We start from the raw sequence: 24,776 nt of genomic DNA, 5'->3' as shown, positions 1-24,776 counted from the left end.
CTCGGTCCGGTACCGGCGGGCGATGATCCTGCTGGCCTCGGCCGGAGGAAACACCGTCCCGGTGATCGCCCGTCTGGTGGCAGCTGATGAGGACACCGTCCGCGATGTGATCCATCGGTTCAACGAGATGGGGCTGGCCTGCCTGGACCCTCGGTGGGCGGGAGGCCGTCCCCGCCTGCTCAGTGACGACGAAGAAGACTTCGTCGCCGCGACGGCCATCACCCGCCCGGCCCGGCTCGGGCAGCCCTTCACCCGCTGGTCCATCCGCAAACTCGCCATCTACCTGCGGGCTCTTCCCGGCCAGGCCATCCAGGTCGGCCGGGAGGCGTTACGCGTCCTGCTGAGGCGGCGCGGGATCACCTTCCAGCGCACCAAAACCTGGAAGGAATCCCCAGACCCCGACTTCGACGCCAAGCTGGACCGGATCGAGTACGCCCTGACCCAGCGGCCGGAGCGAACCTTCGCCTTCGACGAGTTCGGGCCGCTGGGCATCCGCCCCGCCCACGGATCGGGCTGGGCACCACAAGGACGGCCCGCACGGCTGCCGGCGACCTACCACCGCACCCACGGGATCACCTACTTCCACGGCTGCTACTCCGTCGGCGACGACACCTTGTGGGGCGTCAACCGGCGCCGCAAGGGCATCGATCACACCTGGGCCGCGTTGCGATCGATCCGCGCGGCACGCCCCGACGGGGCTCCGATCTACGTGATCCTGGACAACCTGTCGGCGCACAAGAACTGGCGCATCCGCACCTGGGCGAAGAAGAACAAGGTCGAGTTGTGTTTCACCCCGACCTACGCCTCCTGGGCCAATCCCATCGAGGCCCACTTCGGACCTCTGCGCCAGTTCACCATCGCAGGCTCCGACCACCCCAACCACACCGTCCAGACCCGGGCTCTGCATGCCTACCTGCGCTGGCGCAACGCCAACGCCCGCCACCCCGACGTCCTGGCCGCCCAACGTCGCGAACGCGCTCGCATCCGCAGTGAGAAACGCGTCCGCTGGGGTGGCCGACCCTTGCCACTCGCAATCTGATCAAGGCACCAGAACCCGGCGATCGTTTCCGGTCACAGCACTAGGGCCTGTACGGAGTTGAGATCAGAGGGATTTGCGTGCGGGTGATCTGCAGGTCCTGATAGGTCATCGCCATGGCGCGTGGAGACCTCAACGATGCAGAGTGGTCCCTGATCGAGCCTCACCTGCCCTTGGGTGAGCGGGGCCCGATCCCGGACCTGCGGCATCAGTTCAATGCCGTGATGTGGCGGTTCCGGACGGGCAGCCCATGGCGGGACCTGCCGGTGGAGTACGGGCCGTGGTCCACCACCTATGACCGGTTCCGGTCCTGGGCCAGGGCCGGTGTCTTCGAAGACCTGATGCAGGCGATGATCGCCGAGTCCGCCGCTCGCGGGCAGGTCGATCTGGGACTGATCAGTGTGGACTCCACGACCGTCCGGGCCCATCAGCACGCCGCCGGGATGGTCCTGGACGGCGAGCTGGCCGCAGCGCTGGCCGAGGCCCTGGACCAGGAAAAGGGGCTACGCCAAAGGGGCGAATCACCCGCCCAGGCGTAGCCGGCCCGGCAGAGCAGGAGCGCCGGGCCGCGCGACGATGGTTACGGCTGCGGCACGGCATCCGGCTGAAGCTTGCCGCGCTGGGACGTTCGCGGGGTGGGCTGACCAGCAAAATCCACCTGTCGGCCGATCGGCGATGCCGGCCGCTGTCCTTCGTTCTCACTCCAGGTCAGGCCGGAGACAGCCCGCAGTTCCGCGCCGTGCTGTCAAAGATCAAGGTTCGACTTCCGATCGGACGTCCACGCACCCGACCCGCGGCGGTGGCCGCCGACAGGGCCTACTCCTCACGCGGCAACCGCGCCCACTTACGTGAGCGCGGCATCAAAGCCGTCATCCCGGAGAAGAAGGACCAAGCCGTCCACCGCAAGAACCGCGGCTCACGCGGCGGCCGCCCCATCAGCCACGACCTCGTCCTCTACCAGCAGCGCAACACCGCCGAACGCTGCATCAACCAGATCAAACAATGGCGTGGCCTGGCCTTCCGCTCCGATAAGACCCCTGACAGCTATCTGGCCGGGCTCTATCTACGCGGTGCTCTTCTGTGGGTCCGAAGCCTTCAGCTCAGCTGAAGATCCGAAGTCCATACACGCCCTAGGACGGCGACCGATGCCCCAATCACGACGGCGCTCACTGATATATCCCCTGTTCCCAGCGCCGCATCAATGCCCGAGCCCCGGAGAAGATCGACGATTATGGAGGGCGGCAGGCGAACGCGTTCATGAGGCGTCTGCGCCGCATCTATCTCTCTATAGCTTGCGATCAGGGCCGACAGGTCGTTTTCCAAGAGCCGTTCTAGTCTGTCGCCATCAAAGCTGAATACACACATCTCGAACCGAAGGTCACTATCCCTGTCGGCTCGTCGATGAACAGCCACAAGATTGGCATATTCCGGTCGAGACGAGCTTGCGGTTTACACTCTCCCGCCCGTGACACACCGCGATTCCTCTGATGCTCATAGACCTGTGTTCAGGACACAGCAGAACAAACGGAGGCCGAGCCCCGCGCGGGCCCGGCCTCCGGTTTCAGAAGGGTGTGTACGTCGCCGCTAGATGAATGAGTCCAAGGGATCTGGTCGCGTTCAGTGGTCGTAGGCGATCAGTGAGCGTTTGATCGGCTCTTCGGTCTTGTCGTTGTGCCAGATCACCGCGGTCAGCGCGAGGATCCTTGACAGCACGCGGATGATGACCCCGGCGGGGGTGCGGCCGCCGTGGCGTTCCAGGTCGAGCTGGCTCTTGAAGGTCTGGTTGATCGATTCGATGGTCTGGCGCAGGGGTTTGAACAGCGGACGCAGGAGCCGGAGTTCACGTTCGGTCAGCGCCCGCTCGAAGTCCCGGCCGTAGTACTGGCGGTCGGCGATGATCGACTGGCCGGGACGCCCGGCCACGACGTCGGGAGCGGCGTCGAGCATGCCTGGCAAGGTCTGCCGTTCATCGGCCTTGGCGCCGGCCAGGGCGAACATCACCGGCAGCCCGCCCAGGGTGCAGACCAGATGAAGCCGCAGTCCCTAGAAGTAGCGCGAGTGGCTGGCGCAGTAGCCGTACTCGGCCCATCCGGCCAGGTCGCTGCGCCGGGCGGTGTCGCGGGAGCGACCGCATTCCACCGGGGTGGAGTCGGCCACCCACACATCGTCGCTCCACAGCATGGTGTCGGCGGCCAGCGCCCGGATGACGTGCAGGACCAGCCCTGATGCCTTGCGCAGGCGTTTGCCGTAGCCCGACTGGCCGGGCAGGTAGGGGAACATCCCACCGAGTTCGGCGTGGGCGTAGCGCAACCAGCGCCGTTCGGAGACGAAGCCCAGCAACGCCGACATGACCGCCAGGGTCACCAGTTCGGCGTCGCTGAGGGTGGGGGCGATTCCCGTCTTCGGTCGCCATGGTGCCAGGCCTGGTGAGGCCTTCAGCAGGTCATCGACCTTCACGTACAGTGCGGTTGCGAGGGTGTCTAACTTGGTCGTCACAACCCGAGCGTGGGCACCCTCGCCCTATCTCCGCAGCTACGCCTTGGACTCACTCATCTAGTCGGCGGCCGGCTCCACCTTGGTCGCGGGGTCGCCGTCGATCGCCTGCGCCAGCTGCGGCACCAACCGGTCAAGCACGTAAGGCAGCGACAGCACCGTCACGAACGAGAACGCCACGCCATAGTTGGTGCTCTCACCGATGAAGACCTCGCGGCCCTCCTTGGTGACCTTCATGTCCTTGTAGACCGCGTCCTTGTGCAGGGTCTCGACGTCCTTCGTCGTGTCCGGCACCGTCCAGATGATCAGGTCCTGGTCCAGCAGGTCCGAGCGCTCCTTGGAGATGCTGGCCCCGAACGTGTCGCCGATCACCGAGTCGAGGTCCTCGGGCAGGGTGAAGCCGAGCGACACCATGTTGCGCGAGCGGGTGTCCTGGCTGCCGTACACGAAGAAGCCCTCATAGGGCGTCGCCACGACGGCCTTCTTGCCCGCGAACTCCGGGTGCTCGGCGGCCATCGTCTTGAACTTGGTCTCGACCTCGGCCACCAGCGCGGTCGCTTCGGACTCCTTGCCGAGGGCCTTGCCGATGGTGACGGTCTGCTCCTGCCACGGGATGCCGTAGTCGTTGTACGCCGCGGGCTGCGCCACGACCGGGGCGAACTTCGACAGGGTCTCGTACTGCTCCTTGGTCAGGCCCGAGTACAGCGCGACGATCAGGTCGGGCTTCAGCGCGGCGATCTTCTCGACCTGCGGGCCGGTGCCCGGGTCCTCCAGCAGGGTCGGAACGGGCGCGCCGTTCAGCAGCGGTGTGGCCCACGGGCCGACGGCGCCGGGGAAGCCGCCGAACCAGTTGGTGGTGCCGACCGGGACGACGCCGAGGGCGATCGCCGCGTCCTGGTCGGTCAGGCCGACGGTGAAGACGCGCTTCGGCGCGGCGGGGATGGTCGTGGAGCCGAACTTGTGCTCGATCGTGACGGGGAAGGCGGCGGGGGCCGTCGTACCGGCCGGAGGGGCGGCCGGGGCCGACGCGGCGGGGGTTGCCGTCTCCGACGACGACCCGCAGGCGGCGATGGTGCCGAGCAGGAGGGAGGAGGCGAGCACCGCGGCGAACCGGATGCCTCTCGTAATGCCGAGCATCGAATTTCCTTATTCGAGGGGGTTTTCAGAGGTGGTTGGGCGGACGCCGGACCACGCCTCCCAGAGGGAGGAGTACCGGCCGCCGGAGGAGCGCAGCTCGTCGTGCGGGCCGCTCTCCACGATGCGTCCGCCATCCATGACGACGACGCGGTCGGTCGCCGCCGCCTGGGTCAGGCGGTGGGCGACGATGAGGGCCGTGCGGCCCTCGACGGTGGTCTCGATGGCCTTCTCCAGGATCCGCGCGCCGGCGCTGCCCGCTTCGGCGGTCGCCTCGTCGAGGACGGCCACCGGGGGGTCGGCCAGGATCAGGCGGGCCAGGGCCAGTTGCTGGATCTGCGTCGCCGTCAGGCGGTGGCCGCCTTCGCCGACGACGGTGTCCAGGCCCTCCGGCAGGGTTTCGGCCCAGGTGAGGGCGTCGACCCTGGTCAGGGCCTCCCGGATCGAGGCGTCGGTGGCGTCGGGGCGGGCCAGCCTGAGGTCGTCGGCCAGGGGGCCGGCGAAGACGTGGACGTCCTGGGTGACCATGCCGACCTCGCCGGGGCCGGCGATCGTCCCGGCCAGCGGGCGGTGGATGCCGGCGATCACGCGGGCCAGGGTGGTCTTGCCCGCGCCGCTCGCGCCGACCAGGGCGACCCGTTCGCCGGCCCTGATCGTCAGGTCGACGTCGTGCAGGACCGGGCGGCCCTCGTCGTAGGAGTGGCTCAGGCCCTTGACCTCCACGTCGCCCGTCGTCAGCGCGCGGTCGAGGGGGGCGGGTTCCGGCTGGTCGATCACGCCGACCAGGCGGGCCAGGGCGGCGCCGGCCGACTGGGCGTCGTCGATCAGGACCAGCGCGGTGTTCACCGGGGCGAACAGGGAGTGGAAGTAGAGGGCGGCGGCGGTGGCCGTACCGATGGAGGCCGTGCCGGAGCGGACCATGAAGAAGCCGGCGACCAGCACGGCGGCGAGGCCGGCGTATTCGGCGACGTGCAGGCGGCTGTAGAAGCGCAGCACCAGGTTCACCCCGCGCAGCGTCAGGTCGACCGCTGTGGTGGAGCGTTTGGCGACCTTGGCCGTGTGGTCGGCCTCCAGGCGGAACGCCCGCACGGTCTCGGCGCCGCCGATCGTGTCGAGGAGCTGCTGCTGCTGGGCGCCGCCGGCCACGCGCTGGTGGGCGTAGAGGGGGCCGGCGTTGCGGACGTACCAGCGCGCGGTGTGCCACTGGATCGGCACCGAGATCAGCGCGGCCAGCAGGAACCGCCAGTCGAGGATCGCCAGCGCGCCCAGGGTCAGCACGATGGCCAGGCCCGAGCGGGCCATCTCCGGCAGCGCGATCCGGACGGCCTCGGCGATCAGCGAGACGTCGCCGGTCACCCGGGAGGTCAGGTCACCCGACCCGGCGCGCTCGACCTGCTCCAGCGGCAGCCGCATCGCCCGGTCGACGAAGCGTTCGCGCAGCCGGGCCAGCAGGGTCTCGCCGAGACGGGACACCAGGGCCAGGCCGACGGTCATCGCGCCGCCCTGGGTGATCGCGACCGCGACCAGCGCCAGCACCGGCATCGTGATCGCGGACGCGAGCTGTCCGGCGTCCACCAGGTCGACGATGTGGCCGAGCAGCGGCTGGGTGAGCAGCCCGATCGAGGTGGCCACGATCATCACGGCGAACCCGCCGATGGCCAGCCCGCGGTAGGGCCGCATCAGGTCGAACAGCACCGCGCGGGTGCGGGCCGCCGTGGCGACGGGAAGGAGTTCGCGACTCATGCGAGCACCGCCGTCCGGTAGGTGGCGTTGCGGCGGACCAGGTCGGCGTGCGGGGCGGTGTCGGTGACGCGGCCGCCGTCGAGCAGGACCACCCGGTCGGCCACCGCGAGCAGCGCGGGGGAGGTGGTGACGAGGATCGTGGTCCTGTCCCGCCGGACGTCCCGTAGCCGGGAGGCGATCCGTGCCTCGGTCACCGCGTCGACCGCTGTGGTCGGGTCGTGTACGACCAATACGGCGCGATCGGCGGCCAGAGCCCTGGCCAGGGCGACGCGCTGGCGCTGACCTCCCGACAGCGACTGGCCGCGTTCGCTGATCCGGCCGTCGATGCCATCGGGGAGTTCGTCGGCCACCTCGTCGGCGCCCGCCGCGGCCATCACCTCGGGGAACTCGCCGCCGACGTTCTCGCGCAGCGTGCCCTCGAACAGGTCGGCGTCGTGGTCGGCCACGAGTAACACGTCGCGCAGCGCGGCCGGGTCGAGGTCGGCCAGCGCGATCCCGTCGAGTTCCACGGTTCCCTCGAACGTCGTGGTCCGGCCGAGGCAGCGCAGCAGCGACAGCGCGTCGGCCGGGTCGACGGCCGCAATGCCGAGGACCTCCCCGGGGGACACGTCCAGGTCGACGCCCTTCAGGGTGTCGTGGGAGAGGTCGCGGAGGGTGAGCGAACCTCGTACAGAAGAGGGCATTTCGACAGTGCCGGCGGCGATGGCGTGGGGGGCGGCGAGCACCTCCGCGATGCGGGCCGCCGAGGCCCTGCCCATCGCGAACTGGGCGTTCACCCAGGCGAAGACCTCCAGCGGGCCGATCAGGAACAGGGCGAGGCCGACGGCCGAGACGAGCTGGCCGAGCGTGATCTCACCCGAGGCGGCGAGCCGGCCGCCGACCAGGGCGACGACGGCGATGAAGATGCCGGTGAGCGCGATGACCAGGCCCGTTTGCAGGGCTTCGGCGCGGGCGGCGCGCAGGGTGGCGGCGAGGGAGTCGCCGCTGGTGATCCGGTAGCGGGTGACCGCGGCCGTCTCGGCGCCGATGCCCTTCAGGACGCGCAGGCCCTTGATGAGGTCGGCCGCCACGCCGGAGGAGTGCGCGGCACGGTCCTGCTGGTCTTCGCTGGCTTTCTCCAGCGGCTTGCTCAGCAGGTGGCCCAAGTAGAGCAGCAGAGGGGTGCCGGCCAGCACGACCAGGCCGAGCGGCACCGAGATGAGCAGCAGGACGACCGCCGCGACCAGGATGCCCATCAGCGCGGACACGGCCAGCATGACCGACATGTTGACCGCGCCGACCCGTTTGGCGTCTTCGGTGGCGGTGTTGGTCAGGTCGCCGGGGAGACGGCCCTTCTCCGCGCCGCCCCGGGCGTCGAGGACCCGTTCGACGAGTTCCATGCGCAGCGCGTGCCCGGCCTTCTCGGCGGCGCGCTCGCCCGCTCGGGCGCCGAAACGGTAGGAGAACGACAGCGCGACGTAGACGGCCGCGAGGACGACGAGCCACCGCGCCAGCGCGGGCAGGTCGCCGCGCGCCACACCCTGGTCGATCACCACGCCGATCAGCACCGGCACCATGACCTCGCCCACCTGGTGGGCCGCTCCCAGCACGGCGCCCGTGACGACATCACAGCGCTGCCCCGAGATCGCCCGTCGCAGGACAGCCCTCACCCGTCACCCTCCGCCTCGCCCAAGTAAAACTTAGGTAAGGCTACACTAACCATCAGGGCTGGGCCAGTTCGGAAGTCCGCCACGGGTGGCGCCGTGGCAGCGGCGCCACCCGTGTCCCCCGCGCGGCCGGATGGTCTACGTCCCGCACGCCTCGTTGAGTGCGTTCCCCTGCTTCCGGAGGGTGGCGTCCAGCTTCTCGACGTTCTCCTTGCGCAACTGGTCGGACTTGAGCTTCTCGCCCCACTGCTCCGTGACGGTGCCGCCCGACGACGTCACCTGGGTCGGCCGGAAGGCGGCCAGCGTCGTCCGCACGTCTCCGAGGGCCTTCTTCACACCCTCGTCGGCGGCATCGGCGACGAGGGCGGGGAAGCGCGCGCCGGCCGATTCGGCGATCTGCCCCACCACCTCCTCGGGGGCGACGACGGTCATGCTCAGCGCGTATTTGACGAGCTTGCGGCCGGTGTCGCACGCCTTGGCGTCGGCCTCGCTCAGCCCGCCGCACCCGGCCAGCAGCAGCATCGAACCGGCGATCAGCAACCGTCGCGACTGGGAGGTAGCCATGACACTCCTTCGTTGACTTCTTTTCAACATAAGAATCGTTGAACAATTCGACAAGAGGTTTGTTGCCATGTTCTGCTGGTAACTGTGCGTGAACAGACGACCGGGCCCCATCTCCTGCGATCCAGCACCGCCGAACTCGTGGCGGGCGTCCTGCGCGACCGCATCGCCCAGGGGGTGTACGAACCCGGCGAACGCCTCTCCGAAGAGGCCATCGGCGCCGAACTGGAGATCTCCCGCAACACGTTGCGCGAGGCGTTCCGGCTGCTGGGCCACGAGAGACTGCTCGTGCACAAGCTCAACCGGGGGGTCTTCGTCCGGGTCCTGTCCGCCTCCGACGTGCGGGATCTCTATCTCGTCCGCCGCGTCATCGAATGCGCCGCCGTGCGCAACAGCGCCGGGGGAGACGTGACGGCCTGCCGCGAGGCGGTCGACGACGCGGAACGGGCCGCCGCGGAAGACCGCTGGCGCGACGTGGGCACGGCGAACCTGCGCTTCCACCAGGCGCTGGTCGCGCTGCACGGCAGTTCACGGCTCGACGAACTGATGGGCCAGCTGCTGGCCGAACTGCGCCTGGTCTTCCACGTGATGGAGAACCCGCGCGCCTTCCACGAGCCGTTCGTCGCCCGCAACCGCGCCCTGGTGGGCCTGCTGAAAGCGGGCCGCCTGCCCGAGGCCGAGACGTTCCTGTCGGACTACCTCGACGACGCGGAGGCCTTACTGCAGAAGGCCTTCAGCTCAGGATCGCCATCCCGGCCGGGGGAAGGCCGACTCTGACCAGGGCCCTGCCCTCGTGGTGCACCACCGACGGAGGGGTCGTCTCGCCGTAGAGCACCGACAGCACCGACCCTTCCGGATGGAACGGCCGGTGCACGGTGACGAGCGCCGTCATCGGGTTGAGCGTCGGATTCAGCGCTACCAGCACCTCGCGGTCGTGCAGGATGCGCGACCACGCGGTCATCTCGCCCGTCGCCGGGAGCCGGAACGCCCCGCCGGTGGAGATCTCCCGCAGGTACATCCGCCCGCGCCGCAGCGCCAGCCCCACGCCGTCGGTGCGGTTCCGCACCGCCGCCAGCGCCTTGATCCTCGTGTACGCCGGATGCTCCGGATCGAAGAAATGACACCCCGCGGTGCCGAACGCCCCGAACGAGCCGCCGAACATCGACTCCCGGATGTACCGATCGTCGCCGCCCGCCGGGGACGCGCCGTCGAAGGCCTGCTCGGTGCCGTAGTAGACACACGGGATGCCCAGCGTGGTCAGCTGCACGCCGACCGCGTGGGCGACCTGCGCGGCGACGTGGGGGCCGGTGTTCCCGGCGGAGAACCGCCGCCGCTCGCGGCCCACCATGTCGTGGTCGTCGAACATCGTGACGTGGTAGCGCCCGGTCTCGCGGTGGCCGCCGAGTATGTCGTGGCCCTGGTACTGGTCGAAGAACGCCCGCGGGTCGGCGAACCCCTTGACCAGCCCCGCGATCAGAGCGGCGGGCCGGCCGATGTCGAGCACGGCGTCGACGTTGCGGCCGAAGATGTCGAGGTAGTCGCGCGCCATCGCGGCCCCGCCGGTCACCTCGCCGAGCAGCAGGAAGTTCTCCTTGCCGATCGATTCGGCGTATTCGCGGATCGCGCCGCAGAAGTTCCGCGACACCTCCCACGGCACGTGCTTGACCGTGTCGATCCGGAACCCGTCGCAGTCGGTGAACGAGATCCAGTGCTTGTAGACGTCGACGATCGCCGACAGGACGCCCTCGCGGCCGAGGTTCAGATCCTTCAGCGTCTGGAAGTCGCCCCGCCGGAACTCGACGTCGGGGCTCCGCGGGTCCTCCCACGGTTCGGGGTCCCAGCGGCCGATGCTGCCGGCGCGGGTGTACCACTCGGGGTCCTGGAACGGCTCCGGCCAGACACCGTCGTCGCGGCCGGCGATGGCCGGGATGCTCGCGCCCTGGGCGGACCGCCAGCCGTGCATCGGGTGGGGCGGGCTGTGGCGGTAGGGGACCTGGGAGACCGGGACGCCGTCGTCGTCGTAGAACCAGTTGTCGCCGGTGTGGTTGTAGATCACGTCGAGCAGCACGTACATGCCCAGGTCGTGGGCCCGGCTGACGAGCGCGCGTAACTCCTCGGCGCTGCCGAACCTCGGGTCGACATCCATGAAGTCCTGGATGCCGTAGCCGTGGTAGGTCTCCAGGTCGGCGCGCTGTTTCCAGATCGGGCCGAGCCAGAGCGTGGTGACGCCGAGGTCGCGCAGGTAGCCCAGTTTGCTCGTGATGCCGGCGATCGTGCCGCCCTGGAACCGCGACCCCGAGTCGGCCCAGGGGATCGGGTCGGGCGCCCGGTGGGTGTCGGTGTGGTCATACTTCGGGCGGGATTGCTCCCGGCCGTCGCTGAACCGGTCGGGGAGCAGGAAGTAGAGGAACTGGTCACGCCACGTCACCGGGCTCGGATGCATGAGGTCCTCCGCTTCACGTCGGCGTCCCTGTTTGTCATGGTCCAGACCACGACCCCGCAAACCGCCGAGCGCAAAGTGTGACCAAGAGGAGTCACTTCGTAGTCAGACGGTCCACATGGACGGGCCGGACTTCGAGTAGTTCCTCTTGATCTGCAGCCACTTCTTGCGGAACGACAGCAGAAACCACAGTTCCATAGCGGACGCGACCAGCAGCACCCCGCCGAGCAGCCAGACCAACTGGTCGGCGGGCAGTCCGGTGGTGGTGCGCAACTGCATGATTCCGACGAATATCCCGGCCCAGCCCGCGCCCAGCAACAGCAGCAGAACGGACGAATAGGGATAGGACATATGTAGCGAATTGCTCAGCAGTGTGCTTTCCCAGGACATGGCGTTCTTGTGGCCGACGGCCGCGTTGATGCGCAGCTCGAGTTCGGCGAGCCATTTCCCCGCGCGCTGGGAGCGGTTGTATTCGCCGAGCCAGATCATCAGGCCGACTTTGGCGATCTGGGGGACGCCGATCAGGCTGATCAGCGCGGTCCCCGTGGTGGGGGTCGGCTGGCCGATGAGCGCGGCCAGGATCAGGGCCATCGCGCCGAACATGAAGTTGGCGATGGTGACGCGGTTGCTGATCGCGTTGAGGCTCTCCTGGCGGAGCCAGTTGTATTCGACCAGCATGGCCTGGAAGGCCTGGGTCCCGCGGCCGAGCTCCTGAATCTCCAGCGGGGGAGGTGGAGGATCGCGGCGTAAGAATCGCACGCTACCGGTCCGTGCTCTCCGCGATCGCGTCGAGCAGCCGGGAATCGCCGCCCAACGTGTAGAACCGCGTCTGGAAACCCGCGCTCGCGGCCCTGTCGATATTGTGCGCCCGGTCGTCGACGACCAGGGTGCGCGACGGGTCGAGTGATCGGGCGGCGATTTCGTAGAGGCCCGTTCCGGTGCTCTGTTTGGACACACCGAGAAGATAGGACAAGTATCGGTGAGTCGGCCAGGTGCGCACCACTTCACCGAGAAGACTCATCTGTTTGGGAAACCAGAACGAGGTGTTGTCACTGATGAAGCCGACCGAGATCTGCCGGCTGACGAGCAGGCTGACCACCCGCGACGCCGCCGGATCGGTTCTCAGCGTCGAGCCCTCCGCCGCGGTGACGACGTCGGCCGGGATGTCGCGGCCGAGAGCGGCGCCGAAGTCGCGCCAGTAGTCCGCCTCCTCCCGCGCCCGCAGGGAGTATTGCGGCCACAGGTCCTCGCCGACCCTGTCGACCTGGTCATGGTCGAGGCCGAGCCGGTCGGCGATGCCGTCTCCCGGGGTCAGCCACAGCGCCTGCCACGGGTCGACCGTCAGGACCCCGCCGACGTCGAACAGCACGGTGTCGAACTGTGCGGTGTCGATCATGCGCGGCGATCAGTGGGCCGGGAGGATCTGCCGGAGCTCGCCCGGAGACGCCGCCCTGGGGCGCCACTCTCGCGGGTAGCCCAGGGAGACCTCTTCGAAGCGGACGCCGTCGTGCCAGGTCGTGCGCGGGATGTGGAGATGGCCGTAGACCATGGCGAGCGCGCCGAACCTGACGTGCCAGTCGGCGGTGCGGTCGGTGCCGCACCAGATCGCGAACTCCGGGTGGCGCAGCACGAACGTGGGGTCGCGGACCAGCGGATAGTGGTTGACCAGCACCGTCGGGAGGCCGCCCGGGCGGTCGGCCAGGCGGCGTTCGGTCTCCTCGACCCTGGCGGCGCACCACTCGTCGATGCTGTCGTAGGGGTCGGGGTGCAGGACCATCTCGTCGGTGCACACCACGCCCTTGTCGTAGGCGACCTTCAGGGCCGCCTCTTTCGTGGTGATGCCGGGCATGCGGTAGGAGTAGTCGTAGAGGACCATCAGTGGCGCGACCGTCACCGGGCCGTCGGGGCCCTCCCACGTCGGGTAGGGGTCTTCGGGGGTGACGACGCCCAGGTCACGGGCCACCTTCACGAGGTGTTCGTAGCGCTCGACGCCGCGGAGCTGGACCGTCTCGCTCGGGTGGGTCCACAGGTCGTGGTTGCCCGGCGCCCAGACGACCTTGGCGAAGCGGCGCGCGAGGGTGCCCAGCACCCATTCGAAGTCGGCGACCTTCTCGGACACGTCTCCGGGCAGCAGCAGCCAGTCGGTCTGCGACCGGGGCCGGATGCGTTCGACGATGCCGCGGTTCTCCGGGTAACCGACGTGCACATCGCTGATCGCCAGAAGAAATGTCATAAGGGGCAGTCTCTCCAACCTGGTCGCCCAAATCCACCTGCGAGCCGCTCCCCGTCAGGTGGCGAGTTCCCGCCGCACCAGGTCGCTGATCGTGGCCGCCGTGGTGAAGTCGGGGCTGAGGACGTTCTTCATCAGGGCGAAGGCCATGCCCGTCTTCGTGTCGGCGTAGGCGCTGCCGCCGCCCGCGCCGGGGACGCCGAACGTGGTCGGGTTCGGCTCGGCGAAACCGCCCGGGTGACCGATGCCGAAGCCGAGGCTCCACCTGACGGGGTTCCCGAAGACCGCGTCGGTGCCCTCCGCGGAGATCGCGGAGATCTCTTTCAGCCGCTCCGGCGAGATCAGCCGGACGCCGTCGACCTCGAACATCAGCGCCGAGTAGAGCCGGGCCATCGCGCGGGCCGTCATCTTGCCCCCGGCGGGGATGTCGGCGGCCAGGATGTCGGGCCGGTTGCCGAGCGCGGCGGTCGGCATCAGCGACATCGGGCCGGCCCTGAACATCGGCAGGTCGGGCAGCTCGGTGGGCAGCCCCGCAGGCGGCTCGGGGGACGGCTCGGAGAACGCGTCTTCGAGGACGGCCAGCCGGGGCTGCTGATCGGCCGGCATGCCGAAGTAGAGCTCGTCGGCGACGCCGAGCGGCCCCGCGACCTCTTCGAGCAGGACCTGGGAGATCTTCTTGCCGGTGACCCGCCGGACGATCTCACCCACGATGTAGCCGAAGCTGTAGGCGTGGTAGCCGATCTCGGTGCCCGGCTCCCACCACGGCTCGGCCGCCGCGATCGCCGCGCACATGCGGTCCCAGTCGCAGAGATCCTCTTCTGTCGTGGTGAGCGGGATGCCGGGCACGCCCACCGTGTGGTTGAGCGCCATGCGGACCGTCGCGCGCTCCTTGCCGTGGGCGGCGAACTCGGGCCACACCTCGGCGATCGGCGTGTCGTAGCCGATCAGACCCCGTTCGGCCAGGACGTGGAGCACGGCCGAGGTGGCGCCCTTGCCCACGGAGTAGTTGTAGAACGGCGTGCCGGGAGTCACCGCGCGCCCGGTCACCGGATCGGCCACCCCCGCCACCGCGTCGACCACGGGCTCACCGCCGACGTAGACCACCACCTGGACACCACGTTCGGTGCCCTTCTCGACGAGTTCGTCGATCGCGGTCTGTACGACCTGCTGAAGATCGCTCATGTGTTCGATTCTAGCGTGTTCTTGGAATGTCGGTCGCCGCCGCTAGGGTCCTGGCCATGTCTGACGCGCAGATCGCGTACTCCTATTCGCGAGCTTCCGAACTCGACCTGGCCGCCGGCTTACTGGGCCTGTCCACCTCCGGCGGGCTCACCTCGTCCGGCCTGGTCGCCCGGCCCCATTTCTTCAGCGGGCTGCTGACCCGTGCCGCGCCCGCCGCGGCCGCCCTGATCGGGCTCGCCGACGTGGCCAAGACGCGCTACTACGACGCGCGCGCCGTGACGTTCATGCGCGACCCGGTGGTGACCTGCAACGGCGACCGGCTGCGGTTCGAGTCGTTCTCGGCCTGCGGCGGCGTCTACGCGCGGCTCGACGTGCTGCAGGAGGCGCTCGACGGTGACGTGGTCGAACTCGGCACCACCAACGTCGACGTGAACGTGCCGCTGCGCAAGGCGCTGGCCCGCGTCGGCGGCAACGACCCCCTCCACCTGGCCGTGGGCGACGACGAGGTGGTCGCCACCACGCTCGACGGCGCCGTGGTCGAGAAGAAGGTGCCGCTGCCCGAGCGCTGGTTACGCGGCTTCGCCGAGGTCCAGGTGATCGCCTCCCGGTTCGACCTGCGCGCCTCGCTGGGCCGGGCCGAGGCCGTGAAGTTCGTGCGCGACCTGCCCAAGAAGGGCGTGCTGTGGGCGGTGCCCGCCGGGCGGTCGCTGCGGCTGACGGCGCGTCCGGCGCCCGGCGCGGTCTGCCTGGCCGGGCCCGAGCGGCTGGCCGTGCTCGCGCCGCTGCTGCGCTTCGCGACCGGCCTGCGCGCCTACGGCCCGGTCGTCGAGGGCGCCCTGCCGATGGCGTCGGCGTGGGAGCTGGAGCTGCCCGGCATGCGGTTCACGCTCACCCTGTCACCCGAGCTGAGGCGAGGATTCTCCGGCGAGGGGGCAGTCCTCGACGACCTGACCGGCGACACCGTGGGCGACGACGCCGACCTGGTGGGCGCGCTGCTGCGCTTCGAGCCCCGCCTCGACGCCGACCTGCTCGCCGAGCAGTCGGGCCTGACCCGCGCCCGCGTCGGCGCCGCCCTCACCCGGCTCGGCACCGGCGGCCGGGTCGGCTACGACGTCGCCGAGGCCGCCCACTTCCACCGCGAACTGCCCTACGACGCCGGCCGCGTGCTGGCCATGAACCCCCGCCTCAAGTCGGCCCTCGGCCTGGTCGAACAGGGCGCCGTCCACTTCACCGGGCCCGACGTGGCCCGGGTCGGCGAACGGACCGTCCGATTCGTCATCGGCTCGACGCCCACCTGCACCTGTCCCTGGTGGATCGACTACCGAGGGTCGCGGGGGCCGTGCAAACACGTACTGGCCGCCCAGAAGGTCGCGTCCCTGGTGACGGTGTCGGCATGAACCCCGTGCTCAACCTCGTCACGCAGACTCGTCTCGACGACATCCCCGCCGCCGTCGCCGCCCTCGACGCGGCCGGGCGGAAGGAACTCCTGGCCGAGCTGACCGCGCGGCTGCGCCAGTTCGCCGACTGGCGGTTCGCGAGCGACCACAGACACGAGATCACCGGGCTGCGGCTCGCGGGCGCGCTCTGCCACGGCGGCGCCGCCCAGGTCGCCACCTGGCTCAACCGGCGCGAGTTACGCGACCCCGCCGACGCGTGGGCCGACGCGCGGGCCGTCGTCGCCGCGCTCGGCGAGCGTCCGCTCGAATGGCGGGCCGACCTGGCGCGGCGTCTGGTGGCCGCCCTCCGGGCGCCGCGCGACGCCAACTGGTCGTGGCGCGGGCGGGAGAACGGCCCGCCCGGATACGCGCTGGCCAGGTCCATGGCGCTGGAGACCGGCGTCGAGCCCGACGGCGACGTGTTCGTCGTCTGCTGGGCGTGGCACGTCTACCTGAAGGGCGATCTGCGGAACGACCCGATGGCCACGACGATGGTGCCGCGCCTGTTCGACGTCGAAGCGGCGGCGGCCGCCTTCCGCAGCAATTTCGACGGCACCGGGAAGTTCATCGACCGGCTGTGCGCCGAGGTGGAGCGGGGCCGGTTCGACCGGGCCATGATCCTCGACGGCACGATCGGCCGGTTCCTGATCGGCGGCGACGCCCGCGACACCGCCGTCTTCGTCGACCTCCGCCGCCGCCTCGCCCCGGGCCTCGACGAGATGCCCGCCCGCGACCTCGTCCGCTGCCTGCCCGCCGGGCCCGCCAACGTCGCCGACCACGTCGTCGAGGAGCTCTACGCGCTCGACCAGGCCGGGCGGCTCGACGCCGGGCTGTTCGGCGAGGCCGTCGGCGCGCTGGCGCTGCGGGCGGAGAAGAAACACGTCACCGCCGCGCTCAAGTGGATCTCCGAGACCTTCAAGGTCACCAAGGCCGACCCCGTCCGGGCCGAGGGCGCCCTGCTCGCCATCGCCGACGTGTTCGCCGCCGAGACCCCCGCGACCCGCACCCGCGCGGTCCGGCTCGCGGTCAAGCTCGGCGCCCCCGACGACGCCACCCGGGCGGCCGTCGCCGACGCGGCCGCCAGGCTGCCCGCCGACGAACGCGCGCCGCTGGCCGCCGTCTTCGGCGTGACCGACACGGCCGAAGAAGAGGTGTTCACCGGCGTCCCCCTGGTCAGCGCCCCACCGGTCGCGCCCCCGATCCGCACCGCGCCGGAACTCGCGATCGAGCTGCGAGACATCCAATACTCCTCCGACCACGACGCCCTCGAACGCGTCATGGCCGCGCTGGCCGAGATGGGCCACCAGGGCGGGGGCATCCTGGCCACCGAGTTCAAGGCCGAGTTCCAGCGGGCCGAGTGGGACGACTGGAAGCGGTTCACCGACATCCCCTGGGACATGGGCTGGATGCTGACCTGGGCGGCCCTGCTCATCTGCGACCAGGCCGACCTGGTGTTCCGCCGCCGGGCCCGGACGCTACTCGGCCTCGACCGGTCGCTCCTCGAACGGTTCAAGGACATGGTGCTCCCGCCCCGCAACCCCCACGAGCGGTCGAACACGCCCCACACCCGGATGTTCCGGCAGCGGGTCACCGAGGTCCTCTGCCTGGCCGCCGCCGGCGAGACCCGGCCCTGCCTGCTGGCCACTCCCACTCTGCCCGGCCACCTCGTCGACCCCGACACCCTGATCAGCCGGCTGGAGGACTACGGCGACCGCGAACCGCTGCCCGCCGACCTCGCCCAGGCGCTCCTCAGGCTGCCCCGCGACGTCGACCTCTCGGTCGCCGACCGCGCGGAGAAGACCGGCGGCCCGGCCGGCCGCGCCGTGGCCGAGTGGATCCGCGGCGGCGGCCTGCCCGACCCCGTCATCGAATGGACGGTCAAGGTCACGACCGACCGCGGTTACACCGACCGCAAGCCGGCCGTCACGATGGAGCCGCCCACCCGGCTCCCCGACCACCTCGACCCGCTGCTCCGCCTGTCCCCGCGCGACGACTACGTCTACTGGATCCACCCGCGCGACATCTGGCCCGGCGTGCTCCCCAACCACCCCGAGGCCACGGCCGCCTACCTGCTCCGCTGGGTCTGCAACTGGGCCGAACAGAGCGAACCGGCGGGCGAGGCGGTCATCCCGCTCGCGCTGAGCCCCGGCCCGGTCGGCCCGGTGGTGGCGGCCGCGGTCGTCGGCGCGATGGGCCACCATCGCGCGCTCCAGCGCTCGGCGGCCGGCGAGGCCTTCCTCGCCCTGGCGGGCCGCCCCGACTACCCCGCCGACGGCATCGGTGACGCGATCCGCCGGCTGGTGACGGGCGACGTCCTCAAGCTCAACCGCATCACCGAGGTCCTCGGCCAGTCGGCCGACGCGGGCGCCCACACCGCGGTGTGGGAGGCGCTGTCGATCGCGCTGCCCGGCCTGCTGCCCGAGGAGGGCGCCAAGCCGCGCTCGGGGCTGGGCGACCTGCTGGGGGTGGCGGTGAAGTCGGCCCGAGTCTGCGGCGCGAAGGGGAAGGTGCCGGGGCTGGCCGAGCTGGCGGCCCGGAAGGGGTCCAGCCGGGTGAACATGGAGGCCAGGTCACTGCTGAAACTGATCACCGAATAGGCGGCTGTGGGCGGATCGCAAGATCGGTACCCGGGTCAGGTCCGCCCCCCGAACCGCCATTTTCGGTTACGGCTACCGCGTCCCCCAGACCATCCACGAAGCGGTCAAAGTCGGGCAGACCTCCTGAGGCATCCAGCGGTGCCCATTGCGACCCGAGGCCAGCGGGACCTTCCCGGTCGCCTGGACCTTCTCCAGCGCCTTGAGGAACTGTGGGAGGGGCTGCGGCGCCCCCCAAGGTTCAGGCGCGGTCCTGAGGAGCGACGGTCGATGTGACCGCGTCGCGGGGTGTCGTCTCGCCGGGTTCGCGGAGCATGCCGAGCATCAGGTGCGGTTCCTCGATCGCCTCCGGGCTGGCCTTCTCCACTCCGTGCAGTCGGTCGGCCTCGCGTCTGTGTGGCAGGTCGGTCTTGCGTCCGTGGAGCAGGTCGGTCTCGCGTCCGTGCGGCAGGTCGGTCTCGCGGGTCGGCCTCGCGTCCGTGCAGCAGGACGGCCTCGCGCGGATGCCGGGTGGAAAGCCCTCGCGTTCAGCGTCGTGGGGGACATCGCCTCCTCGTCGCGGGGGACGCCCGCACGTGTGTCCGGTCCCTAGCCTTCCCGCACGTCAAGTGCAGATTCGTTGGAAGGTAGTGCCGCAATGCTCCGTGATCCCGTCCGGTTCTTCCGGACCGTCGCCGGAACCAGTCTCCTGGTCGTTCCGGTCCTGTATGTCGCCGGTCTCCTCATCGATCCCGCGATCCGGGCGGGTGGGGGCATCGGCTACTACGGCGCCCATCCCGGTCAGGTCTCGATCAGCGCCTCGGTGCTGCACTGGTCGTGGGTGCTGCTCGTCCCGGGGATCCTCGGCATGATCCACCTGGCCAGGGAGCGGACGCCGGTCGCGGCGCACGTCACCGGGGCGATCGCGGTGCTCGGGGTCATCAACTTCTCGTCGCTGATGCTGGGTGACTTCGTCTACTCGCGGCTGGAGCGGGCGATGGAGCCCGAGGCGGGGTCGGCGCTCGCCGATCTGGCCCTGGGCGATCCGGGCGCCGAGTGGGGGTTCCGCGTCCCCGGCTTCCTCGGAATGCTCTTCGTGATGGTGCTGGCGCTGGTGATGGCGTACGGGAAGAAAGCGCCCTGGTGGGCGGGGCCGGCCATGCTGGTCGGCATGCTCGGGACGCCGATCTTCCCCATCGGGACCGTCGTCGGCGGGCTCGCCTACCTCGCCGGAGCGGGGGTCATCGGGCTCCGGATGCTCCGGATGAGCGACGCCGAATGGGCAGGCCCGGCCGGGAAGCTCACGGCGGCCCGATAGCCGCACGGGGCCGGTTGCGGTGGACTCGCGGTCGGCCTAAGGCTTCGCCGGGAATGTCGCCATCACCCGGTAGCCCGCAGGGGAGCCGCTGGTCGTCAGTGTCCCGCCGTGCATGGTGACGCGTTCGCGCATGCCGATCAGGCCGTGGCCGGTGCCGGGGCCCGGGGCGCCGCCGGGGCCGTCGTCGGTGATCGAGACGGTGAAGGTGTCCGGTTCGTAGGTCAGGGTCACGTCGGCGCGGGTGGCGGCCGGCGCGTGTTTGCGGACGTTCGTCAGGGCCTCCTGGACGATCCGGTAGACCGACATGTCCACCCCGGGAGGCAGCTCGCGCGGGTCGCCGGCCTGTGAGAGCCGCACCTCCAGGCCGGTCGCGCGGACCTGGTCGACCAGGTCCCCGAGGTCTCCGGCCGGTGTGGTCTCGCCGGGTTCGCGGAGCATGCCGAGCATCAGGCGCAGTTCCTCGATCGCCTCCCGGCCGGCCTTCTCCACGCCGTGCAGCAGGTCGACCTCGCGCGGGTGGCCGGTGCCGAGCAGCCGGCGGACGCCGCCCGTGTGGAGCGTCATCAGGCTCACGTTGTGGGCCACGATGTCGTGCAGTTCCCTGGCGATCCGGGCGCGTTCCTCCGCCACGGCGCGTTCGCGGTCGAGTTCCAGGCGGGCGGCGTGCTCGGCCATCCGGCGGGTCCGGTCGATCTGCCGCCGCAGGGCCACGCCGGTCAGGTAGGCGCCGCCGATGAAGACGGCCGAGATCAGCACCTCGGCGGGGTCGCTCCACTGGCGCGTGTTCAGATGGGCCCAGGTCAGCAGGACCGCCGCCACGCCGAGCAGGCCCTCGCGGGTGCGCAGTTCGTAGGCCCACCCGATCGTGTGGGCCAGGATCAGCGTCGAGTAGAAGTGCCAGGCCGGATAGTAGGCGCCCTGGACCACCACCATCCCGAGCACGGTCAGCGCCAGCAGCCCGACGACGGGGAAGCGCGACCGGAAGAACAGGATCACCCCGGCCGCCACCGCGCCCAGGGCCAGCGGTGCCGGGTGGGCGATCTGCAGCGGACGTCCGAATGCCTCGACCAAGCCTGCCACGACCACGGCCGCCGCCAGCAGCCATCTCACTGGGGGCCTCCCGGCCGGATCAGGCCCGTCTCGTAGGCGAACACGACCGCCTGCACGCGGTCGCGCAGGCCCAGCTTGCGCAGCACCTGGGCGACGTGGCTGCGTACCGTCGCCTCCCCGACGAAGAGCGAGTCGGCGATCTCGCGGTTCGAGCGGCCCCTGGCCAGGCCGGTGAGCACCTCGTGTTCGCGGGTGGACAGGGTGCCGATCTCGGGTGGGAGGGTCAGCCGGGCGGTGGAGGCGAAGGCGGCGATCACCCGGAGGGTGACGGCGGGGTCGATCAGGCTGTCTCCGGCGGCGGCCGTCCTGATCGCCTCGACGAGCTGTTCGGGCGGGGACGACTTCAGCAGATAGCCGCTGACGCCCAGGCGCAGCGCGGTGTGCAGGTTCTCGTCGGTGTCGAACGTCGTGAGGATCACGATGCGCGGTGCCTCGTCGTCGTCCAGGAGGATCCGGGCGGCCGCCAGGCCGGACATGACGGGCATCGCGATGTCGAGGAGGAGGACGTCGGGCCGCAGGGAGCGGCTCAGCTCGACCGCCGTCCGGCCGTCGGACGCCTCGCCGACCACGTCGACGCCTGGTTCGGTCTCGGCCATCAGGCGCAGGCCTGTGCGGATCATCGCCTGGTCATCGGCGATGAGCACCCTGATTGTCACCTGGGGAGCGTACAGAACAGAACAAAGCCGACTCCTCCGCCGCGAGGCGGAGACCGGTTCATCGTGACGGGTGAGGGGCTTGCGGTGATCCCACGGAAAGTGCCAGTGTCGTCACGGCGAGTACCCGCCCCGCCCCCGAGGAGAGGACGCTCTTGAAGGCCTTCACCATGCCCGACTTCTACGTCCCGTATCCCGCCCGGCTCAACCCGCACCTGGAACGTTCCCACGCCCACACGATGGCGTGGGCGAAGGAGATGGGCATGCTCGACGCCCCCAAACCGGGGGGCGGCGTCGTCTGGACCGCAGAAGAGCTCGACCGCATGGACTACGCGCTGATGTGCGCGTACACCCATCCCGACTGTGACGGCCCGGCCCTCGACCTGGTCACCGACTGGTATGTGTGGGTGTTCTTCTTCGACGACCACTTCCTGGAGCTGTTCAAGCACTCCCGCGACTTCACCGGCGCGCAGAAGTATCTCGACCGGCTCGAACTCTTCATGACCGCCACCCCGCCCGAGCCGGAGAACCCGGCCGAGGCCGGGCTCAAGAACCTGTGGGAACGCACGATTCCCCAGATGTCCGACGACTGGCGCGAGCGGTTCGTCGTCTCCACCCGCAACCTGATGGTCGAGTCGATGTGGGAGCTGGAGAACATCGACCGGGGGCGGGTCGCCAACCCGATCGAATACGTCCAGATGCGCCGCCGCGTCGGCGGGGCCCCCTGGTCGGCCAACCTCGTCGAGTTCGCCGCCGGGGCCGAGATCCCCGCCCACCTGGCCGCCACCCGGCCGCTCCAGGTGCTCTGCGACACCTTCTCCGACGCCGTCCACCTGCGCAACGACCTGTTCTCCTACCAGCGCGAAGTGGCCGAGGAAGGCGAGAACTCCAACGCCGTGCTGGTGCTGGAGAGGTTCCTCGGCATCACCACGCAGGAGGCCGCCGAACGCGTCAACGACCTGCTGACCTCCCGGTTGCAGCAGTTCGAGACGACCGCGCTGACCGAGGTCCCGGTGCTGCTGGCCGACCAGGCCATCCCGCCCCACGAGCAGGCCGCCGTCGCCCTCTACGCCAAGGGCCTGCAAGATTGGCAGTCGGGCGGCCACGAGTGGCACATGCGGTCCAGCCGCTACATGAACGAGGGCATGGTCTCCAAGCCCAAGGGCCTGGGGATGTCCACGTTGAGGATCGGGGCGGAGAAGCGCGTCCGGCAGCACTCCCACGTGCCGTTCGAGCGGGTCGGGCCGCAGCCGGTGCCGGAGTTCCACCTGCCCTACGTGCTGCGGATGAGCCCCCACCTCGACGCGGCCCGGCGCTATTCGATCGGCTGGGTCAAGGAGATGGGGATCGTCGATGGGACGATCTGGGACGAACCCCGCTTCAAGGGCATCGACCTGGCCCACTGCGCCGCGATGATCAACGCCGACGGGACGCTGGACGAGGTCTGCCTGACCACCGACTGGCTGAGCTGGGGCACCTACGGCGACGACTACTACCCGGTCGCCTTCGGCGCCACCCGCGACATTCCGAGGGCCAAGGCGCTGAACGCGCGGCTCAAACTGCTCATGGGTGACGCGCCGCCGGTGCCCGTCGAGCCGATGGAGAAGGGGCTGGCGGATCTGTGGCGGCGTACCGCCGGAGATCTGCCCGAACGGGCGCGGGCCGGGTTCAGGAAGTCGGTCGAGGACATGATCGACAGCTGGGTGTGGGAGCTGGAGAACCAGGCGGCCAACCGGATCCCCGACCCCATCGAATACATCGAGATGCGCCGCCGGACCTTCGGCTCCGACATGACGGCCAGCCTGGCCCGGCTGGCGTCGGCTGAAGTCGTCCAGGACGAGATCTACCAGACCCGCGTCATGCGGGAACTGGAGACCGCGGCGCAGGACTACGCGTGCTTCACCAACGACCTGTTCTCCTACCAGAAGGAGATCGAGTTCGAGGGTGAGCTGCACAACATCGTCCTGGTCGTGGAGAACTTCCTCGACGTCGACCGGGTTACCGCGCGGGCCATCGTGCTCGACCTGATGAACGAGCGGATGCGTCAGTTCGAGCACATCCTCGCCAACGGTCTCCCCGCCCTGCTCGCCATGATCGGCGATCCCGAGGTCGGCCGGGTGCTGGAGAGCCACGCCGCCATGCTCAAGGACTGGATGGCCGGGATCATGGAGTGGCACCGCCGCTGCGTTCGCTACCAGGAGCCCGAACTGCTCCGGCTGCGCGGGGAGTCGCTGTCGCCGCTTCCTCTGCTGCGGCTGCTGCCCTCGGGCCTGGGCACGTCGGCGGTACGCCCCCGGGCCGCCCGTTAGGCCTTTTCCCGCCGCGAGCGGAGTTCGTGACCGGATCACGGGCTCCGCTTCGCCATGCCCGAAGGACGCGGAGGTTAGGTTGGCCTAAGAGGGTGTTCGGATGGGGGAGTGGAGATGGCCGGCACATCACGGCGGCGCCTCGACACCTCCGTACCCCACCCCGCCCGGGTCTGGGACTACTGGCTCGGCGGCACCGACAACTTCGCCCCCGACCGCGCGGTCGGTGACGCCATCACCGCCGTCTGCCCCCAGCTGCCGATCATCGCCCGCGCCGAGCGCCAGTTCATCGGCCGGTCGGTCACCCTGCTGGCCGGCGATCTCGGCGTCGACCAGTTCCTCGACATCGGCACCGGCGTCCCCACCGCGGGAAACACCCATCTGGTGGCCCAGAAGGTCAATCCGGCCGCCAGGATCGTGTACGTCGACAACGACCCGATGGTGCTGGTGCACGCCCGGGACCTGCTCGACAGCACGCCCGAGGGCGCCACCGACTACCTCGACGCCGACCTGCGCGACCCCGACCCGGTCCTCCAGGCCGCCTCCGACATTCTGGACTTCGCCCGGCCGATCGGGCTGATGCTGATGGGGGTGGTCGATTTCGTCGCCGACGACACCCTCGCGTCCGACGCGGTGAACACCCTGGTCGACGCCCTCGCGCCGGGCAGCTACGTGGCCATCGCCAGCAGTACGCCGAGCGCGGAGATGGACAGGGCGGCCGAGGTCTGGCACGCCCATGGCGGCACCCCGATCGTGCTGCGCGACCCAGACCACCTGGCCCGCTTCTTCGAGGGGCTGGAACTGCTGGAGCCCGGCGTGGTGTCGCTGCCGAAGTGGCGTCCTGACGCGGCGACCGACTACATCGACCGGGAGGTCTGTCAGTACGGGGGCGTGGGCCGCAAACCCTGAACATTT

General features: G+C 70.0%; 19 protein-coding genes and 2 pseudogenes. 8 read left to right on the top strand and 13 right to left on the bottom strand.

Features of this window, described 5'->3' with window-relative positions; translation table 11 throughout:
* On the top strand, nt 1-1,039 hold a 1,039-nt coding region (locus AW272_RS37400; protein WP_066374060.1), incomplete at its 5' end, for an IS630 family transposase.
* Nucleotides 1,040-1,152: 113 nt separating this feature from the next.
* A pseudogene (locus AW272_RS41450) lies at nt 1,153-2,144 on the top strand (IS5 family transposase).
* A gap of 509 nt (nt 2,145-2,653) precedes the next feature.
* Here AW272_RS41450 and AW272_RS37385 read toward each other — a convergent pair.
* The 5 genes and pseudogenes from AW272_RS37385 to AW272_RS37365 all read right to left on the bottom strand — a co-directional run bounded on the left by AW272_RS37385 (nt 2,654) and on the right by AW272_RS37365 (nt 8,616).
* Nucleotides 2,654-3,532 (bottom strand): annotated as a pseudogene (locus AW272_RS37385) (IS982 family transposase).
* Between the two features lie 57 nt (nt 3,533-3,589).
* The gene (locus AW272_RS37380; protein WP_066375169.1) at nt 3,590-4,666 is read right to left on the bottom strand and encodes an iron-siderophore ABC transporter substrate-binding protein; all 1,077 of its coding nucleotides are present in this window, start codon (nt 4,664-4,666) and stop codon (nt 3,590-3,592) included.
* Nucleotides 4,667-4,675: 9 nt separating this feature from the next.
* Nucleotides 4,676-6,406 carry an ABC transporter ATP-binding protein gene (locus AW272_RS37375; protein ID WP_066375166.1) on the bottom strand — a complete coding sequence of 577 codons (1,731 nt, stop codon included), beginning with the start codon at nt 6,404-6,406 and terminating at the stop codon, nt 4,676-4,678.
* The gene (locus AW272_RS37370) at nt 6,403-8,055 is read right to left on the bottom strand and encodes an ABC transporter ATP-binding protein (RefSeq protein ID WP_066375164.1); all 1,653 of its coding nucleotides are present in this window, start codon (nt 8,053-8,055) and stop codon (nt 6,403-6,405) included. The genes AW272_RS37375 and AW272_RS37370 overlap by 4 nt, the downstream gene beginning before the upstream one ends.
* 135 nt (nt 8,056-8,190) lie before the next feature.
* Nucleotides 8,191-8,616 carry a hypothetical protein gene (locus AW272_RS37365; protein WP_157519218.1) on the bottom strand — a complete coding sequence of 142 codons (426 nt, stop codon included), beginning with the start codon at nt 8,614-8,616 and terminating at the stop codon, nt 8,191-8,193.
* Between the two features lie 84 nt (nt 8,617-8,700).
* Here AW272_RS37365 and AW272_RS37360 point away from each other — a divergent pair, with 84 nt between their 5' ends.
* Nucleotides 8,701-9,390, top strand: coding sequence for a GntR family transcriptional regulator (locus AW272_RS37360; protein ID WP_245657916.1), 690 nt, complete (start codon nt 8,701-8,703; stop codon nt 9,388-9,390).
* On the opposite strand, the gene AW272_RS37355 is transcribed toward AW272_RS37360, so the two are convergent.
* From AW272_RS37355 to AW272_RS37335, 5 genes are all read right to left on the bottom strand, one after another.
* On the bottom strand, nt 9,347-11,056 hold the full coding sequence (locus tag AW272_RS37355; protein ID WP_066375160.1) for an alpha-amylase family glycosyl hydrolase: 1,710 nt from the start codon (nt 11,054-11,056) through the stop codon (nt 9,347-9,349). The genes AW272_RS37360 and AW272_RS37355 overlap by 44 nt on opposite strands.
* Nucleotides 11,057-11,158: 102 nt before the next feature.
* Nucleotides 11,159-11,812, bottom strand: coding sequence for a hypothetical protein (locus AW272_RS37350; RefSeq protein WP_066375158.1), 654 nt, complete (start codon nt 11,810-11,812; stop codon nt 11,159-11,161).
* A gap of 1 nt (nt 11,813) precedes the next feature.
* Nucleotides 11,814-12,449, bottom strand: a complete 636-nt coding sequence (locus AW272_RS37345) for an HAD family hydrolase (protein WP_066375155.1) — start codon at nt 12,447-12,449, stop codon at nt 11,814-11,816.
* Between the two features lie 9 nt (nt 12,450-12,458).
* Nucleotides 12,459-13,286 (bottom strand): metallophosphoesterase family protein, encoded by an 828-nt coding sequence (locus AW272_RS37340; protein WP_066375147.1) that lies wholly within the window; start codon nt 13,284-13,286, stop codon nt 12,459-12,461.
* Between the two features lie 54 nt (nt 13,287-13,340).
* Nucleotides 13,341-14,465 (bottom strand): serine hydrolase domain-containing protein, encoded by a 1,125-nt coding sequence (locus AW272_RS37335; RefSeq protein WP_066375145.1) that lies wholly within the window; start codon nt 14,463-14,465, stop codon nt 13,341-13,343.
* 56 nt (nt 14,466-14,521) lie between these two features.
* On the opposite strand from AW272_RS37335, the gene AW272_RS37330 reads away from it, so the two are divergent.
* Nucleotides 14,522-15,862 carry an SWIM zinc finger family protein gene (locus AW272_RS37330; RefSeq protein WP_066375225.1) on the top strand — a complete coding sequence of 447 codons (1,341 nt, stop codon included), beginning with the start codon at nt 14,522-14,524 and terminating at the stop codon, nt 15,860-15,862.
* On the top strand, nt 15,859-18,498 hold the full coding sequence (locus AW272_RS37325; RefSeq protein WP_066375143.1) for a DUF6493 family protein: 2,640 nt from the start codon (nt 15,859-15,861) through the stop codon (nt 18,496-18,498). Before AW272_RS37330 ends, AW272_RS37325 begins: the two co-directional genes overlap by 4 nt.
* A gap of 238 nt (nt 18,499-18,736) precedes the next feature.
* On the opposite strand, the gene AW272_RS45820 is transcribed toward AW272_RS37325, so the two are convergent.
* Entirely contained in the window at nt 18,737-18,862 is a 126-nt protein-coding gene (locus AW272_RS45820) for a hypothetical protein (protein ID WP_275527346.1), read from the bottom strand.
* A 270-nt stretch (nt 18,863-19,132) separates the two neighbouring features.
* Between AW272_RS45820 and AW272_RS37320 the strand changes: the two genes are divergently transcribed.
* Nucleotides 19,133-19,792 (top strand): hypothetical protein, encoded by a 660-nt coding sequence (locus tag AW272_RS37320; RefSeq protein WP_066375141.1) that lies wholly within the window; start codon nt 19,133-19,135, stop codon nt 19,790-19,792.
* A 36-nt stretch (nt 19,793-19,828) separates the two neighbouring features.
* On the opposite strand, the gene AW272_RS37315 is transcribed toward AW272_RS37320, so the two are convergent.
* Both AW272_RS37315 and AW272_RS37310 read right to left on the bottom strand, forming a co-directional pair.
* On the bottom strand, nt 19,829-20,902 hold the full coding sequence (locus AW272_RS37315) for a sensor histidine kinase (protein ID WP_066375138.1): 1,074 nt from the start codon (nt 20,900-20,902) through the stop codon (nt 19,829-19,831).
* Nucleotides 20,899-21,558 carry a response regulator gene (locus AW272_RS37310; RefSeq protein ID WP_083959099.1) on the bottom strand — a complete coding sequence of 220 codons (660 nt, stop codon included), beginning with the start codon at nt 21,556-21,558 and terminating at the stop codon, nt 20,899-20,901. Before AW272_RS37310 ends, AW272_RS37315 begins: the two co-directional genes overlap by 4 nt.
* Before the next feature lie 152 nt (nt 21,559-21,710).
* Between AW272_RS37310 and AW272_RS37305 the strand changes: the two genes are divergently transcribed.
* Both AW272_RS37305 and AW272_RS37300 read left to right on the top strand, forming a co-directional pair.
* The gene (locus tag AW272_RS37305; RefSeq protein WP_066375134.1) at nt 21,711-23,864 is read left to right on the top strand and encodes a terpene synthase family protein; all 2,154 of its coding nucleotides are present in this window, start codon (nt 21,711-21,713) and stop codon (nt 23,862-23,864) included.
* A 114-nt stretch (nt 23,865-23,978) separates the two neighbouring features.
* The gene (locus AW272_RS37300; protein ID WP_066375220.1) at nt 23,979-24,770 is read left to right on the top strand and encodes an SAM-dependent methyltransferase; all 792 of its coding nucleotides are present in this window, start codon (nt 23,979-23,981) and stop codon (nt 24,768-24,770) included.
* Nucleotides 24,771-24,776: the final 6 nt, after the last annotated feature.

This window comes from Herbidospora mongoliensis (assembly GCF_001570545.1).
Lineage (GTDB): Bacteria > Actinomycetota > Actinomycetes > Streptosporangiales > Streptosporangiaceae > Herbidospora > Herbidospora mongoliensis.
Note: the sequence above shows the minus strand (reverse complement) of the source record. Positions and strands in the feature narration are given on the sequence as shown.

Bases quoted from the DNA above. Each gene is read 5' to 3' on its own strand.
- AW272_RS37380 (WP_066375169.1), bottom strand. From the start codon at position 4,666: ATGCTCGGCATTACGAGAGGCATCCGGTTCGCCGCGGTGCTCGCCTCC.
- AW272_RS37375 (WP_066375166.1), bottom strand. From the start codon at position 6,406: ATGAGTCGCGAACTCCTTCCCGTCGCCACGGCGGCCCGCACCCGCGCG.
- AW272_RS37365 (WP_157519218.1), bottom strand. From the start codon at position 8,616: ATGGCTACCTCCCAGTCGCGACGGTTGCTGATCGCCGGTTCGATGCTG.
- AW272_RS37355 (WP_066375160.1), bottom strand. From the start codon at position 11,056: ATGCATCCGAGCCCGGTGACGTGGCGTGACCAGTTCCTCTACTTCCTG.
- AW272_RS37345 (WP_066375155.1), bottom strand. From the start codon at position 12,449: ATGATCGACACCGCACAGTTCGACACCGTGCTGTTCGACGTCGGCGGG.
- AW272_RS37340 (WP_066375147.1), bottom strand. From the start codon at position 13,286: ATGACATTTCTTCTGGCGATCAGCGATGTGCACGTCGGTTACCCGGAG.
- AW272_RS37335 (WP_066375145.1), bottom strand. From the start codon at position 14,465: ATGAGCGATCTTCAGCAGGTCGTACAGACCGCGATCGACGAACTCGTC.
- AW272_RS37330 (WP_066375225.1), top strand. From the start codon at position 14,522: ATGTCTGACGCGCAGATCGCGTACTCCTATTCGCGAGCTTCCGAACTC.
- AW272_RS37325 (WP_066375143.1), top strand. From the start codon at position 15,859: ATGAACCCCGTGCTCAACCTCGTCACGCAGACTCGTCTCGACGACATC.
- AW272_RS37320 (WP_066375141.1), top strand. From the start codon at position 19,133: ATGCTCCGTGATCCCGTCCGGTTCTTCCGGACCGTCGCCGGAACCAGT.
- AW272_RS37300 (WP_066375220.1), top strand. From the start codon at position 23,979: ATGGCCGGCACATCACGGCGGCGCCTCGACACCTCCGTACCCCACCCC.